This is a genomic window from Pseudoduganella sp. S-14 (genome assembly GCF_049913285.1).
Classification (GTDB): domain Bacteria; phylum Pseudomonadota; class Gammaproteobacteria; order Burkholderiales; family Burkholderiaceae_D; genus Rugamonas.
In genome coordinates this window covers 5,296,926-5,310,912 of sequence record NZ_CP183991.1, presented here as the reverse complement: position 1 = coordinate 5,310,912, position 13,987 = coordinate 5,296,926, and the positions used below count along the sequence as shown (strand labels likewise).

Here is a 13,987-nt window from a genome sequence, read left to right as displayed (position 1 = left end):
ATGAAAAGCATGATTGCCGTGCTGTTTGCAACGCTGGCGCTGGCCCTGGGCGGTTGCCAGAAACCCGAAGACAAGCGCATCGGACCGGCGGAACAGGCCGGCCGCGAGATTGACAAGGCCGCCAGCGTGGCAGGCGAAAAGCTGGACCAGGCGGCCAGCAAGGCTGAAGAAAAGCTGGGCCAGGCCGGCGAGAAACTGGACCAGGCGGCCCAGCAGGCTGGCGAAAAGCTGAACAAGGCCACCGAAAAAATCGGCGAAAAAGTCGAGCAGGCTGGCCAGGAAATGCAGGAGTCGGCCCGCGAGGCGCGCAAGGAAAAGCACTAGTTCCCTGATTTGCTCTTCAGCGGCACCACATTGGAAGGCGGCGGCTCGTCGGGCATGCCGCCCAACACCAGCGTCAGGTCGACAAAGCCGGCGCGCCAGGCCTGCTCCAGGTTCTGCTCGATGGCCTCCATCGAGGTCTGTTCGAAGTTGCTGAAGCCGCGCACGCCGTAGGCGCGGTTGCGGCCATGGGCCTTGGCCAGGTACAGCGCCATGTCCACCAGGTTGACCGCACGTTCCCAGGGCAGCGGCAGGCCGCCCGGCGCCAGCGGGAATGGCGCAAAGCCGACCGATACATTCACGTGGATCATGTGGTCCTGGAACGGCACCGGCTGCGACGACACGCAGTTCAGGATGCGGCGCGCGATTTCGTCCACGCCGTTGCGCGGGATGGCCGGCAGGAAGGCCAGGAATTCCTCGCCGCCCCAGCGCACGATCATGTCGGTCTCGCGCAGCGCAATGCGCAGGCTCTCCGCAATCATCTTCAGCACCGCGTCGCCGGCGGCGTGGCCGTAGGTGTCGTTGACGTGCTTGAAGTGGTCGACGTCCAGCAGGAACAGGGCGCCGACGATGTCTTCACCATTGACGCCGCGCCGCTCCACCTGGTTATGCGTGCGCATGTATTCCTGGAAGTGGCGGCGGTTGTATAGCGCCGTGAGCGGATCGAGCGAGCTTTGCGCCTTCAACTCCAGGTTCTTCACCTCGAGCTGGGCATTGGCCTGGCGTACCTTGCGGTACAGCAGGCCGACGATCACGGCAGCCAGCGCGAACACCACCGCCAGCAGCCACCAGATGCGCTGCTGCAGGCGGCGCGCGGTCAGCTCCGCGCCCTTGGCCTGGTTTTCGTGCGATAGCTGTTCAATCTGGCGCTTCTTCTTTTCGGTGTCGTACTTTTCCTGCAGCTCCCACATGGTCTTCTTGCGCTGCGATTCGAACAATTCGTTCGAGATCTGGCGTTCGCGATGGTAGGCTTCCACCGCACCCTGGTAGTCGCCCACGCGTTCCAGCGCTTCGCCGTACTCGGTCAGGAGGGCTTGCAGCTCCGGCTTGTCGCCGGTCTTCTCGTAATAAGCCATGCCGAGCGCAAAAGACTTCTTTCCTTCCGCGACCTTGTTGGTACCCATGTAGGCCTGGCCGGCATTGATGCGCGCCGTGGCTTCGTTGGCATCGTCGTTCGCATCGCGCGCGGCGGCCGAAGCTTCGTTGGCAAAACGCAGCGCGGTGGGGAAATCGTGCAGCTTCAGGTTGATATCGGACAGGTTCACCAGCGTGGTGGCGATCATGCGCTTGGCGCCGAGCTTGCGGGTCAGGTCCAGGTTGGCCAGCAGGGCGCGCATGCCGCGCTTGTATTGCTGCGTGTCGACCGCCAGGCCATATTCGGTGTTGTTGGCGATCGCCATGCGGCCCGGCGAATTCAGGGTCTCCGACACTTCGAAGGTTTCGCCCAGCGTTTCCCACGCCTTGTCGTATTCGCGCACCTGGGTGTAGAACAGGGTGAGCGCATTGAGCGCGCTGGCCAGCGGCACCTTGTCGCTCTCGACCTTTTGCGCCAGTTCCACTGCCGACTGCAGGCGAATCAGGGCCACGGGATAATTGCCCTGTTCAGCGTAGCTTTGGCCGGCAGTGATGGTGGACTGCACGCGCAGCACCATGTCGTTGGTGTCGCTGGCCAGCTTTTCCGCTTCGAACGCCAGTTCGTGCGACACCTGGCGCTCGTTCATCGCCGAGCGCACGTAGGCCTTGGTCAGCAAGCCCTTGGCGATGATGATCTTGTTGTCCTGCGCACGGCCGAAGTCATGCAGTTCTTCGGCCAACGCCAGCGCCACGTCATGCTTGCCCAGGCTGCGGTGGGTCAGGCTGAGCTGGGCCAGGAATTCGGCGCGGGTCAGGGGCGGGGCGGAGCGCGCCACCGGTTCCAGCTGCTGCAACTGGACCAGGGCCTTGTCGGGAACGAAACGCACCAGTTCGCGGATCTGCGCGATTTCGCTGTCGAGGGGCGACTGGGCAAATGCAAGGCAGGGCGCAAGCAGGCAGGCGCCCGCCAGCGTTCGGAGGCGCTTGGAAATCGTCAAAACCGGAAAGCCTGGCAACTTGAGTCCTTGGGGTCGCATGAGCAGCGTGTGCGGTTCATTATATGCCTGTTGCAAGCGGGAAATCCGCAATCGAGCTCACTATTTGCATGATAGACGCCCCAACTGTGGGGAAAATGCAAGTGGAATTTCCACTTGTGAAACTACATGCCATCTCTTTCCGCTCGGCCCTCGATTCTTACCGTTCATCGCATTTCCTGCGCGGGCCCGCAGCGGGCTCGATAAAGTTTGCTTCAACAACATACTTGAGGCGAAAACAAGATGCTCGAACTGCGCAATGTCAGCAAGGCCTTCCGCGACCTGAAAGCGGTGGACGATGTTTCCCTGAAACTTGGTAGTGGCGTGGTCGGTCTTGTTGGTCACAATGGCGCCGGCAAGACCACCTTGATGCAATTGGTCGCCACGCTGTCGCGGCCCACTGGCGGCAGCATCCTGTTCGACGGCCAGGATATTGTGCGCAATCCGGATGCGATGCGGCGCCGCCTTGGCTTCCTGCCGCAGGAATTCGGCGTTTATCCAAACCTGAGCGCGCTGGAGTGCATGCAGTATTTCGCAGCGCTGAAGGGCGTGCGCGATCCGGCCCGCATCCGCCACCTGCTGGAACTGGTGAACCTGTCCGAACATGCGCGGCGGCCGGCGGCATCGTTCTCGGGCGGCATGCGGCGCCGCCTTGGGATCGCTCAGGCGCTGCTGAACGATCCCGATATCCTGATCGTGGATGAACCGACGGCGGGCCTGGACCCGGAGGAGCGCTTGCGCTTCCGCCGCCTGTTGTCCGAACTGGGTTTCGGCAAGCTTGTGATCGTGTCGACCCATATCGTGCCGGACGTGGAGAGCATTGCCGGCCACCTGGCCATCATGCGCAAGGGCCGCTTGCTGGCGCTGGAAACGCCGGACGCCATCCTGCAGCGGGCGCGCGGCCAGGTGTGGCAGGCCAGTGTCGATGCCGCCGATTACGATGCGCTGCGCAGCCGCTTCCATGTGCTGCAGGCGCAATGCCAGGGCCCGCAGGTGCAGCTGCGCGTGGCGCACCCGGGGCAGCCGTTTGCGGGCGCGCATGCGGTCGAGCCGAGCCTGGAAGAAGCGCTGATGGCGCAACGCTATGCGCTGTCGGAACCGGTTGCGGAGGCCGCATGAATGCAATCCGTGTCATGGCGCTCAATGAGGTGCGCTTGCGGCTGCGCCGACGGTCCACGCTGGTGGCGCTGCTGGCGGCGATGGCCCTGTGCTGGCTCGGGATTTCCGATCCGGCCGATGGCATCACGATGATGATGATCGACCAAAAGCGTGTGTTGTACACCAGCCAGGCGCTGGCCTTTGGCAGCGCGCATATCGCCGGCATGCTGCTCGGACTGGCAGGCTTCTACCTGGTGCGCGGGCGCGTTGCGGACGACCTGCAAAGCGGCATGGGCGCGGTGATCGGCGCAACAGGCGCCAGCAATGCCTTGCTGGTTGCCGGGCGCTGGCTGGGCGGCGTGGCGTACCTGCTGCTGTTCGTGCTCGCCTACCTTGCTTCCACCCTGGCGCTGCATGCCTTGCGGGGCGAAGGGCCGGTCGAAGTGCTGGTCTACCTGCAGACCTATCTGCTGATGCTGCTGCCGATTGTCAGCTACGCGGCCGCCTGCGCGGTCCTGTTCGACAATATCGGGCCGCTGGTGGGCAAGCGCGGCGACGTATTGTTCTTCTTCCTGTGGTGCATGCAGTTTGGGGCGCTGGTTGGTGTGACCGAGAGCCCGGGAGCGCTGTGGCCGATGTTTCTAGATTTCTCGGGGCTGTCGGTGGCTGTGACGACACTGCGCGAACATTTTGCGACGACATCCTTTGTCCTCGGCCGGAGTGCTTTCGATCCGGCTGGAGCGACGCTGCTCCTTCCGGCGTCCTTGTGGACCCTCAAAGCGTGGGGCATCCGTGCGGCGACGCTGTCGCTGTCCATGCTGCTGCTGGTGCCGGCAACCCTGTTCTTCCACCGTTATTCGCCGGACCGGGTGCGGCCACGATCGGTGCGCGGCAAGCGCCTGCTGGCGCTGGCCGACCGTGCGCTGCGCCCGGTGGCGGTGGTGCTGCGGCCCTTGCCGTGACTGGCGATGCGCGTGCCGGGCTTTGCTGGCGAAGTACTGGCGGAAGTGGCGCTTGTGCTGTCCATGTCGCCTTCCGCAGCGCTGGTTCTTGCAGCGGGCACCGTGGCGGCAGCGCTGGCCGCGCCCGAGGTCCTTCCGGGCGTGATGACTGCCGGCGTCGCGGGCTGGGGCATGATTGTGTGCGGCATCGCGCCGCGCGATTGGCAGAGCGGAGCGGATGCGATGACCGCGGCGCTGCCTGGAGGCTTGGCGCGGCGCTACCTGCGGCAGTGGGCGGCCAGCCTGGTGCTCGCCCTGCCGCTCGCCATCGTGGCCCTGCGCTGGTCGCTGGACGCCCCGTTACGCGCTGTTGCTGCACTTGCCGGCGTGCTGGCGCTGGCATCTGCCGCCAGCCTGCTCGGTGGCTTGACGCGCGGGTCGCGGCTGTTCCTGGCGTTTTTCCTGTTCACCTGGTATATCGCGCTCAATACGCCGAAAGAAGCCGCGCTGGACCTGGTCGGCTTCAATGGCTCCGCAAACGCGGTGACCGTGGCGGCATGGGCGATTGCGGGCTGCCTGGCGTGGGCCGCGGGACTCGCCCACGCCAGCCGCTGGCGCAGCGCTTAGAACTCTTCCCAGCCTTCGCTTGCCGGCGCCGTATTGCGTGCCGTATTGGCCGCCGTAGCGCGCCGGGATCGCTCCGGGGCGCCGGAGCGGGGCGGTGCGGCGCCGGCAGCGTTGCGGCCGGAGGCCTTGGCAGCAGGACGGAATGCAGCCGCCCGTGCCGGCGTGCTGGCTGCCAGCGCGACCTCAGTGCGCGCTTTGCCGGCTACGGCGCCACCCTTCAGCCGGAAGATGCTGACCGCCTGCGCCAGAGCCTGGGCTTGCTCCTGCAAGCTCTCCGCCGCGGCAGCAGCTTGCTCGACCAGTGCCGCATTTTGCTGCGTCATCGCATCCATCTGCCCTATCGCCTGGTTCACTTCACCGATGCCGCTGCCCTGCTGCTGGCTGGCGCTGGTAATTTCCCCCATGATGCCGGCCACCTTGTGCACCGAAGCGACAATACGCTGCATGGTATCGCCGGCTGCATCGACCAGCCGACCGCCTTCTTCCACACGCGACACCGAATTGCCGATCAATTCCTTGATTTCCCTGGCCGCGGCCGCGCTGCGCTGCGCCAGGTTGCGCACTTCCGACGCCACCACTGCAAAGCCGCGCCCTTGTTCGCCCGCCCTTGCAGCTTCCACTGCCGCATTCAGCGCCAGGATATTGGTCTGGAACGCGATGCCATCGATCACGCCGATAATGTCGCTGATGCGCGCCGAACTATCCTTGATCGCGCCCATGGTGGCGACCACCTGCGAAACGACGTCGCCGCCTTGCTCCGCCACCTGCGCCGCATCGGCTGCCAGATGGTTGGCCTGCTGTGCGTTGCTGGCGTTCTGCTGCACGGTGTCGGTCAGGTTCTCCATCGCGCTGGCCGTTTCTTCCAGCGAGGAAGCCTGCGTTTCGGTGCGGGCCGACAGGTCGGCGTTGCCTTTGGCGATCTCGCCGGTGGCCACTGTCATCTGGTCGGTGCTGTTGCGGATATTGCCGATCATTTTCGCCAGGCCTTTGTTGATGTGCTCCATCGCTTGCAGCAACTGGCCGATTTCGTCGCTGCGGCTGGAGTCGATGTCCCGACTCAGATCCCCGCCGGCAATGCATTCGGCGGTATCGATCGCCTGCTGCAGGCCCGAGCGGATATAACGGTAAGCGAACAGCAGGCATGCCACGGCTGCGATGACCGACATGGCTTGCAGCGCCTGCGCCAGGCGTTGGGCGCGTTCGAAGGCGGTGCTGGCTGCAGCCACTTCGGCGCTGGTGCGTTCGTCAAGCAGGGCCAGGAACTCATTCACCGGCTGCATGATCCTGGCCTTGTTCTGGTGGTAGGCCTTGTCATGCATGATGCGGCGGGCCATCTCCGGATCGGGCGGGCCTTCGCGCGTGAAACCACCCTTGCCGTCATCGAACTTGCCCTTGACCGCGTTCATCGCGATCACCTCGGTGTGAACCAGTTCGTTGGAGTTGGCCTCCGCTTCCTTCAGCTTGGCGAATTCCTGGCCCGTGAAGCCGGCGCGTTTCATCAGCTCCGACAAGGCGATGGCCTGGCCGGAGGAGGGCGGCACCGGCGTACCTGCGGCGACGAAGTCCCAATAGATGCGTTCATAGTTTTTCGGGCGCGGCTTCTGGCCGTTGCGGATGGCCAGTATGTCCATGTACTGCTGTTCGAAAGCCGCCTCGCCCGACACCACATAGGTGCGGGCCAGGCGGGTCAGGTCGTCCGAACTTTGCCGCAATTCGTCGGCAAGCAGATAGGACTGGTAGCGCGAATCGGCGGCCTGCTTGGCTTCCGCTCCTTTGCTGGAGACACGGAGCAATGCCAGCATGGTCAGTGTTGCCAGCACGACCGTAATGGCAAAAAACGCAAGGAAGATACGTTTGATAGATAGGTTCTTTTGCATGGCGCTGTCCCCCCTCTGGAGGACAGCATACCCCGGCTACCAGGCAACTAGTAATTCTTATCGTGCGGAAACGAGATTCAGGCGGCGAGCTGTTGCAAAAGGTAAAGGCGCTGGTACAAGCCATTGTCAATCTGCATGAGGTCCTCGTGCGGCCCCTGTTCCACGATGCGTCCGTGGTTCAGCACGATGATGCGGTCCGCCTCGCGGATGGTGGACAGGCGGTGCGCGATGGCGATGATGGTTACCTGGCCGCGCAGTTCGTTGAGCGCCACCTGCACGATCTGTTCGGTGTGCGAATCGATGCGCGAGGTGGCCTCGTCAAGCAGCAGGATGCGCGGCTTGCCCGCCAGTGCGCGCGCAATGGCAATGAGCTGCTTTTGGCCGGAGGACAGGCGCGAGCCGCCTTCGCCCAGTACGGTTTCGTAGCCGTCTTCCATCGCCATGATGAAGCCGTGGCAGTGCGCCGCACGCGCCGCGGTCTCGATTTCCTGCTGCGGCAGGCCGCGGCCCATGTCGATATTTTCGCGAGCGGAGGCGGCGAGCAGGAAGGGATCTTGCGGCACCAGTCCTACGTCGGCGCGGAACTGCTCGTTGTCGATTTCATCGAGCAGCATGCCATTCATGCGGATGCTGCCGTGCGGGGCGGGGTAGTAGCGCAGCAGCAGCGACAACAGGGTCGACTTGCCGCTGCCGGTGTGGCCGACGATGCCGAAGAACGCCCCTTGCGGAATCTCCAGCGACAACTGGTGCAGCACCCGCTGGCCTTCGATGTATTCGAAATCCAGCGCGCGGATATCGATGGCGGGCGCGCCGTCATCGTTGGCGGCGTGGCGCGCATGGGAGCCGGCAGCGCCGCGGTGTTCCGGTGCGCTCTGTTCACCGAGCAGGATCGCCACGCGCGATGTCGCCACCACCGATTGCTGCAACTGGCTGAACTGCATGGTGATCTGGATCAGCGGCTCGATGACGCGCGCGATGTAGTTGATGAAGGCATACAGCACGCCCACTTCCGCCGCGCTCATGTCGCGCTGGCCGAACATGAAGATCACGGACGCCAGCAGCAGGATGTTCAGCATGTCGAGCGCGGGACGCAGCAGCCAGGCGTTGGCGCGGATCTCGGCCAGGCGCTGCGTGTAGTGTTCCGCGTTGGTTTGCGCGAAGCGTTCGCCGAAGCGCTGCTCCGCATTATTCGCCTGCAGTACGGTCATGCCGCCGATGGATTCGGCGATCTGCGCATTGATGTCGCTGCGCAGCTGGCGGGCGCGGGTGACGGCCGGAGCGCTCAGGCGCTGGTAAGCCCACACGATCACCAGCACGAAAGGCAGCAGCGCGACCACGAGGGTCATCAGGCGCCAGTCCAGCCAGGCCATGGCGGCTACGGTGCCGGCCAGGACGATGGTGCTGTCCAGGATCACGAACAGGACCTGGATGTAGAGGCCTTTCACGGCCTCGGTATCGTTGGTCACGCGCGACACCAGCTGGCCGGTGATGGCGCGATCGAAAAAAGCCATTGGCAGCCGCAGCACGTGGCTGTAGACGCGCTCGCGCAGCCGCTGCACTGAACGCATGGCGACGCCGGACAGGCGGGCCAGCTGCAGGTAGCGCACCCAGGTGGCGATCCAGCCGGTCAGCAGCACGCCGCCCAGCAGCAGGGCCATGCGGGTCCAGTCCAGGTGCCTTGGCAGCAGGTGTTCGTCGATCAGGCGCTTGCCCAGCAGGGGACCCAGCACTTCCATGCCGGCTGCAAAGGCCAGCCACAGCACGGCCCAGCCGAGATGGTGCAGGTCCGGGCCGGAAGCTTCTTTCAGAAGGCCGACGGCCTGGCGCGTCTGTTCGCGTGCGCTTGTTTTATCAGGCTGCGTCAAGGCTGGCCTCCAGTTGTTGGTAGCGCCACTGGCTGGCGTACCAGCCGTTCAGCGCGAGCAGTTCTTCATGCGTGCCTGATTCGGTGATGCGGCCATGCTGCAGCACCACGATCTGGTCCGCATCGACCACGGCGCTCAGGCGGTGGCTGGCGATGATGGCGCAACGAGTAGCGTGGGCGCGGCGCAGTTCTTCGAGGTGTTCGAGGATGGCGGTTTCGGTGCCGGTATCCACTGCGGACAAGGCATCGTCCAGCAGCAGCAAATCGTTGTCCGAGAGCAGGGCGCGCGCAATGGCAACACGCTGGCGCTGGCCGCCGGACAAGGTGATGCCCTTCTCGCCGACTTCGGTCTCGTACTTGTGCGGGAACAGCAGGATGTCGTCGTGGATCGCAGCCAGGCTGGCTGCGCGCTCGACTTCCGCACGCGTGGCGCCGGGCTTGGCCAGCGCGATATTGTCGGCAATCGAAGCCGAGAACAGGAACGACTCCTGCGGCACCCAGCTGATGGCCGCACGCAGCGCCTGCAGCGTGTACTGGTCCAGCGCGTGGCCGCTCCATTGCGCGCTGCCCTGCGTTGGCGTGACCTGGCGCAGCAGCACGCGCAGCAGGGTCGATTTGCCGGCGCCGGTCGGGCCGACCAGGCCGAGGGTCTGGCCCGGCGTCAAGGTCAGCGAAATATCGGACAGCGCCGGCTCGTGCTGGCCGGGATAGGCGAAGCCCACGCCGCGCAATTCGAGGTTGCCGGGTGCTACATGCGGCAGGGTGCCATGGTCTTCGATGCTCAGGGGGGCATCGAGCATCGGCTGCAAGCGCGCATAGGCGGCGCGGCCACGCTCGATCAGCGACAGCACCCAGCCCGCCGCGAACATCGGCCAGATCAACTGGCCCAGGTACATGCTGAAAGACGTCAGCTCCCCTATGCTTAATTCGCCGCGCCAGACGAGAAAGCCGCCCAGGCCCAGCGACAGGCCGGTGGCCGCAGTGAGCGTCAGGCCGACGGCTGGCTCATACGCCGCTTCCCAGCGCTGCGCAGTCAGGCTGGCGTCGGCAGCGGCGCCAGCCAGTTCTTCAAAACGCTTGCTGCTGCGCTGTTCCAGTCCAAGCGCACGCAGGGTACGCACGCCGGAAAGGGTTTCTTGCACATGATCATTCAAGGCACTGAAGCGCTTCAACGAATCGGCGGAAGCGGTATGGATATGCGACGAGATGCGCCAGAAAGCCCAGGCCATCAGCGGGAACGGGATCAGCGCGAACAAGGCCAGGCGCCAGTCGACGCCGACCAGCATCATGCCCAGCACCAGCAGCAGGGTGAGCGAACCATCAAAACCGGCCAGCATTGCTTCGCCAGCCGCCATCTCGATCGCATCGATGTCGTTGGTGGCCAGGGCCATCAGGTCGCCTGTACGCTGCTTCTGGAAGAATTGCGGACCTTGCAGCGACAAGCGGCGGTAGAAGCGCGTGCGCAGTTCAACGCCCAATTGATAAGCGGCCGAAAAAAGCTTCATGCGCCAGGCGACGCGCAAGCCGTAGTTGGCCACGCCCAGCAAGAGCAGCAGGCCGATCGCCTGCCACAAAGCCTCAGGCCCAAGCTTGCCCGCCGCCAGGCCATCAACCATATAGCCGATCTGGCGCGGAATACAGATACCGATGATGGCAACGCCGGTCAGCATGGCGCCGGCGGCTGCGTAAGGACGCCAATGGCTGCGGACGAAGCCACCGATCAGGCGCGATAAACTCATATGCTCATTAGAAAATGCTGCCAAGAGCCTGCAAGGATACCTCAGGGCAGGATTTTTCGCCGAGCGCGCCAAGATGAAAATCGGGGTCAGGTCTGGCAATCCGCCAATTTGGCGGATTGCCAGACCTGACCCCGACTTTTAAATCACTTGTGGGCTTTGGCGGCGTTGGCGTGGGCGGCTTTTGCGTCGGGGAAGCTGGCGGCTGGCTTGGCTGCTTTGGCGTCAGCTTTTACTTCCGGCTTGCTTTCTGCTGCCTCGGGCTTGGCTTCTACCTTGGCGTCAGTTTTGGGGACTGGCTTGGCTTCGGTTTTGGCTGCCTTCGGTGCGGGAGCTGGTGCCGGTGCCGGAGCAGGGGCTGGCGCCGGAGCAGGGACCGCCACTGGCGCTGGCGCCGCAATCGGGGCGGACAGCTTGGGCGCGATCGCGGCTTGCTGGCCGGCTTCCTTCAATTGCTCCTGCGCTGCCTGGAACAAGTCTGCCTGGGTTTTGCTGGCAATGCTGAACAGCTCGCGGTTGTAGGCAAACAGGCCGTCGAAATTCGGCACGCGGGCAGTGCTCCTGGCGAAGAATTCTTGCGGATCTTTCGCCTCCAGCAGTTCGCGCGCAGCGGCGGAACCTTTTTCGACGGAGGCCTTGGTGGTGCTCAGGTTGAGCGCAATCACCTTTTGCGCGCCTTCGAAGGCAGTGGTGGCGAAGTTGTTGAGGATTTTCAGCTGCGCTTCCAGCTGCGACTTGGTGGCTGCGGAAAATTGCTCGGGAATCGAAAACATATTTTCTCCTGGATTGATGGGAAATGGTGCGCTGCAATAAACCCATTCTAGCGACGAAATATGGTAATGGAAAGACATTTTTGCCGACTATTGAAGCAGAAGTTATGCAGTGCAGCATTGCGCGCCCTGCCCAGCCTGCCTACAATCGGCCATCCTCACCTGTGGAGCTAAGCGATGGATCTTGTCATCCGCAATGCCAGTTTGCCTGATGGCCGCCAGGGCATCGATATCGCCATCGCGCAGGGACGCATCGTCGATGTCGCTCCCGCCTTGCAAGCCAAGGGGGCTCGCGAGATCGATGCGGAAGGCGACCTGGTCACGCCGCCTTTCGTCGATGCGCATTTCCATCTGGACGCGACGCTAAGCTACGGCCAGCCGCGCGTGAACCAGTCGGGCACCCTGTTGGAAGGCATTGCGCTGTGGGGCGAGCTGAAGCCGCAACTGACGCAGGAAGCGTTGGTGGAGCGCGCCTTGCAGTATTGCGATTGGGCCGTGGCGCGCGGCCTGCTTGCCATTCGCAGCCACGTTGATGTATGCGACGACCGCTTGCTCGCCGTCGAAGCGCTGCTCGATGTGAAACGTCGCGTGGCGCCTTACCTTGACTTGCAGCTGGTGGCTTTCCCGCAGGACGGCGTGCTGCGCTGCCCAGGTGCGCTGGACAACCTGAAGCGTGCAATTGCAATGGGCGTGGACGTCGTCGGCGGCATTCCCCATTTCGAACGCACCATGGCCGATGGCGCCGAGTCCGTGCGCGTGCTGTGCGAATTCGCGGCCGGGAAGGGCTTGCGCGTCGATATGCACTGCGATGAATCGGACGATCCGCTGTCGCGTCACATCGAAACCCTGGCCTTCCACACGCAGCGTCTTGGCTTGCAGGGCCGCGTGGCCGGCTCGCACCTGACGTCCATGCATTCGATGGACAACTACTACGCCAGCAAGCTGCTGCCGCTGATCCGCGAAGCCGGCGTGGCCGCCATCGCCAACCCGCTGATCAACATCACCTTGCAGGGACGCCATGACAGCTATCCCAAGCGGCGCGGCATGACGCGTGTGCCGGAGCTGCTGGCGCATGGCATCGACGTCGCCTTCGGCCACGATTGCGTGATGGATCCGTGGTACGGCCTGGGCTCGGGCGATATGCTGGAAGTGGCCCACATGGGCTTGCACGTGGCGCAGATGACCGGGCAGGATGCGATGCGCGCCTGCTTCGCGGCGGTGACGGAAACGCCGGCAAAGATCCTCGGCCTGGATGGCTACGGCCTGCAACCCGGCTGCCACGCCGACCTGGTGCTGCTTGATGCCCGCGATCCGGTGGAGGCAATCCGCCTGCGCGCTGCGCGGCGGCTGGTGCTGCGGCGCGGGGAAGTGGTGGCTGAAGCGCCGCGGGCCACGGCACGCCTGGCCTTGCCGGGCCGGCCGCAGCAAGTCGACTTCCGCCTGTCCGGGCATGCTGGACTTGCAAGGGAAAATACATGAAAATTCAGCATCATTCCTGCCGTTGGGAGCAGCTTTGAAAGACATCGTCATCCGCCCGGCTACTGAAGCCGATTTCGATTCCATGTGGACGATTTTCCAGGAGTTGATCGCCAGCGGTGATACCTATTACTTCGCCGCCGAGACCAGCCGCGACGACTGCCACGCGTACTGGTTCGGGCGCGGCATCAAGACCTGGGTGGCGGTGCTGAATACCGGTCGCCTGCTCGGCATGTACCGCCTGCTGCCCAACCAGCTCGACCGGGGTTCGCATGTGGCCAATGCTTCCTTCATGGTCAGCCCCGCTGCGCAAGGTGTGGGCATCGGCAAGATGCTGGGCCGCCATTGCCTGGAACAGGCGCGGCGCGATGGCTTCCTCGCCATGCAGTTCAATTATGTGGTCAGTACCAATGTTTCTGCCGTGCTGCTGTGGAAGCGGCTCGGCTTTTCAGTCATAGGCACGCTGCCGCGCGCCTATCGCCACAAGCAGCTCGGTTTTGTCGACGTGTATGTGATGTACAAGTTCCTGGCCGACCCTAACGATTGGCCGGAGCAATGATCGATACCAGACGACTGACCCTGCGTCCCGCAACTGTTGATGATGCTGCGTTCTACCTGCGCCTGGTGAACGAGCCTTCCTTCCTCGAAAACATTGGCGACAAGGGCGTGCGCGACCTTGACGGTGCGCGCGCCGCCTTGCTCGCCGGCCCCGTCGCCATGCAGGCCCGGTTGGGCTATTCCTTGTGGATGGTGGTGCGCAAGGAAGACGGCGCCGCCATCGGCATGTGCGGCTTGATCAAGCGCGACACCTTGCCCGATACCGATATAGGCTATGCCTACCTGCCAGCCTATTGGGGCCAGGGCTATGCGTGGGAAGCGGCGTCGGCGGCCATGGCCTATGGCCGCGATGTCGTCGGCTTGCCGCGCTTGCTAGGCATCGTGTCGCCCGGCAATACGGCGTCGTCAGCGTTGCTGATGAAGCTTGGCATGCGTTTTGTCGAGCGGCTTGATTCGGGAAAGACGGATCTTTACCGCATGGAGTTTCCCCCGCGCCACAGCTAGGTTGTTGCGAAAACAGGTTTCTTGGCTTTTGGTACTTTAGGGCGCATGATGAAGATTGCAGTCCTGAAGGCATAATGTCGCCTTTTTTTACCAAGGGGAAACTAATC

The 13,987-nt window shown here is 63.8% G+C and carries 12 protein-coding genes; 7 read left to right on the top strand and 5 right to left on the bottom strand.

What is annotated here, in order from left to right; translation table 11 throughout:
- A complete protein-coding gene (locus ACN9MZ_RS24460; RefSeq protein ID WP_426339438.1) occupies window positions 1-324 on the top strand; it encodes a hypothetical protein in 324 nt (107 codons plus the stop codon).
- Here ACN9MZ_RS24460 and ACN9MZ_RS24455 read toward each other — a convergent pair.
- A complete protein-coding gene (locus ACN9MZ_RS24455) occupies window positions 321-2,393 on the bottom strand; it encodes a GGDEF domain-containing protein (protein ID WP_426339437.1) in 2,073 nt (690 codons plus the stop codon). The genes ACN9MZ_RS24460 and ACN9MZ_RS24455 overlap by 4 nt on opposite strands.
- Window positions 2,394-2,672: 279 nt before the next feature.
- Here ACN9MZ_RS24455 and ACN9MZ_RS24450 point away from each other — a divergent pair, with 279 nt between their 5' ends.
- Genes ACN9MZ_RS24450 through ACN9MZ_RS24440 form a run of 3 tightly spaced genes read left to right on the top strand, consistent with a single transcriptional unit; the run spans window position 2,673 to window position 5,095 of the window.
- Entirely contained in the window at window positions 2,673-3,548 is an 876-nt protein-coding gene (locus ACN9MZ_RS24450; RefSeq protein WP_426339436.1) for an ABC transporter ATP-binding protein, read from the top strand.
- Complete coding sequence (locus ACN9MZ_RS24445) at window positions 3,545-4,489, top strand: hypothetical protein (RefSeq protein ID WP_426339435.1); 945 nt, start codon at window positions 3,545-3,547, stop codon at window positions 4,487-4,489. The genes ACN9MZ_RS24450 and ACN9MZ_RS24445 overlap by 4 nt, the downstream gene beginning before the upstream one ends.
- A gap of 12 nt (window positions 4,490-4,501) precedes the next feature.
- Window positions 4,502-5,095 (top strand): hypothetical protein, encoded by a 594-nt coding sequence (locus ACN9MZ_RS24440; RefSeq protein ID WP_426339434.1) that lies wholly within the window; start codon window positions 4,502-4,504, stop codon window positions 5,093-5,095.
- Here the strand turns inward: ACN9MZ_RS24440 and ACN9MZ_RS24435 are convergent.
- The 4 genes from ACN9MZ_RS24435 to ACN9MZ_RS24420 all read right to left on the bottom strand — a co-directional run bounded on the left by ACN9MZ_RS24435 (window position 5,092) and on the right by ACN9MZ_RS24420 (window position 11,345).
- Complete coding sequence (locus ACN9MZ_RS24435) at window positions 5,092-6,972, bottom strand: methyl-accepting chemotaxis protein (RefSeq protein WP_426339433.1); 1,881 nt, start codon at window positions 6,970-6,972, stop codon at window positions 5,092-5,094. The two genes, ACN9MZ_RS24440 and ACN9MZ_RS24435, sit on opposite strands and share 4 nt — an antisense overlap.
- Window positions 6,973-7,049: 77 nt before the next feature.
- The gene (locus tag ACN9MZ_RS24430; protein WP_426342955.1) at window positions 7,050-8,708 is read right to left on the bottom strand and encodes an ABC transporter ATP-binding protein; all 1,659 of its coding nucleotides are present in this window, start codon (window positions 8,706-8,708) and stop codon (window positions 7,050-7,052) included.
- Window positions 8,709-8,823: 115 nt separating this feature from the next.
- Entirely contained in the window at window positions 8,824-10,575 is a 1,752-nt protein-coding gene (locus tag ACN9MZ_RS24425; protein ID WP_426339432.1) for an ABC transporter ATP-binding protein, read from the bottom strand.
- Window positions 10,576-10,718: 143 nt separating this feature from the next.
- Window positions 10,719-11,345 carry a phasin family protein gene (locus tag ACN9MZ_RS24420; protein ID WP_426339431.1) on the bottom strand — a complete coding sequence of 209 codons (627 nt, stop codon included), beginning with the start codon at window positions 11,343-11,345 and terminating at the stop codon, window positions 10,719-10,721.
- A 174-nt stretch (window positions 11,346-11,519) separates the two neighbouring features.
- On the opposite strand from ACN9MZ_RS24420, the gene ACN9MZ_RS24415 reads away from it, so the two are divergent.
- From ACN9MZ_RS24415 to ACN9MZ_RS24405, 3 genes are read left to right on the top strand one after another with little or no spacing between them, the layout of a single operon-like run.
- Window positions 11,520-12,821, top strand: coding sequence for an amidohydrolase family protein (locus tag ACN9MZ_RS24415; RefSeq protein ID WP_426339430.1), 1,302 nt, complete (start codon window positions 11,520-11,522; stop codon window positions 12,819-12,821).
- 34 nt (window positions 12,822-12,855) lie between these two features.
- Window positions 12,856-13,377, top strand: coding sequence for a GNAT family N-acetyltransferase (locus ACN9MZ_RS24410; protein WP_057259917.1), 522 nt, complete (start codon window positions 12,856-12,858; stop codon window positions 13,375-13,377).
- On the top strand, window positions 13,374-13,880 hold the full coding sequence (locus ACN9MZ_RS24405; protein ID WP_426339429.1) for a GNAT family N-acetyltransferase: 507 nt from the start codon (window positions 13,374-13,376) through the stop codon (window positions 13,878-13,880). The genes ACN9MZ_RS24410 and ACN9MZ_RS24405 overlap by 4 nt, the downstream gene beginning before the upstream one ends.
- Window positions 13,881-13,987 lie beyond the last annotated feature (107 nt).

What these genes read in the sequence shown, in the direction of transcription:
- ACN9MZ_RS24460 (WP_426339438.1), top strand. Translation starts at nt 1, where the DNA reads ATGAAAAGCATGATTGCCGTGCTGTTTGCAACGCTGGCGCTGGCCCTG.
- ACN9MZ_RS24450 (WP_426339436.1), top strand. Translation starts at nt 2,673, where the DNA reads ATGCTCGAACTGCGCAATGTCAGCAAGGCCTTCCGCGACCTGAAAGCG.
- ACN9MZ_RS24445 (WP_426339435.1), top strand. Translation starts at nt 3,545, where the DNA reads ATGAATGCAATCCGTGTCATGGCGCTCAATGAGGTGCGCTTGCGGCTG.
- ACN9MZ_RS24435 (WP_426339433.1), bottom strand. Translation starts at nt 6,972, where the DNA reads ATGCAAAAGAACCTATCTATCAAACGTATCTTCCTTGCGTTTTTTGCC.
- ACN9MZ_RS24430 (WP_426342955.1), bottom strand. Translation starts at nt 8,708, where the DNA reads ATGGAAGTGCTGGGTCCCCTGCTGGGCAAGCGCCTGATCGACGAACAC.
- ACN9MZ_RS24425 (WP_426339432.1), bottom strand. Translation starts at nt 10,575, where the DNA reads ATGAGTTTATCGCGCCTGATCGGTGGCTTCGTCCGCAGCCATTGGCGT.
- ACN9MZ_RS24420 (WP_426339431.1), bottom strand. Translation starts at nt 11,345, where the DNA reads ATGTTTTCGATTCCCGAGCAATTTTCCGCAGCCACCAAGTCGCAGCTG.
- ACN9MZ_RS24415 (WP_426339430.1), top strand. Translation starts at nt 11,520, where the DNA reads ATGGATCTTGTCATCCGCAATGCCAGTTTGCCTGATGGCCGCCAGGGC.
- ACN9MZ_RS24405 (WP_426339429.1), top strand. Translation starts at nt 13,374, where the DNA reads ATGATCGATACCAGACGACTGACCCTGCGTCCCGCAACTGTTGATGAT.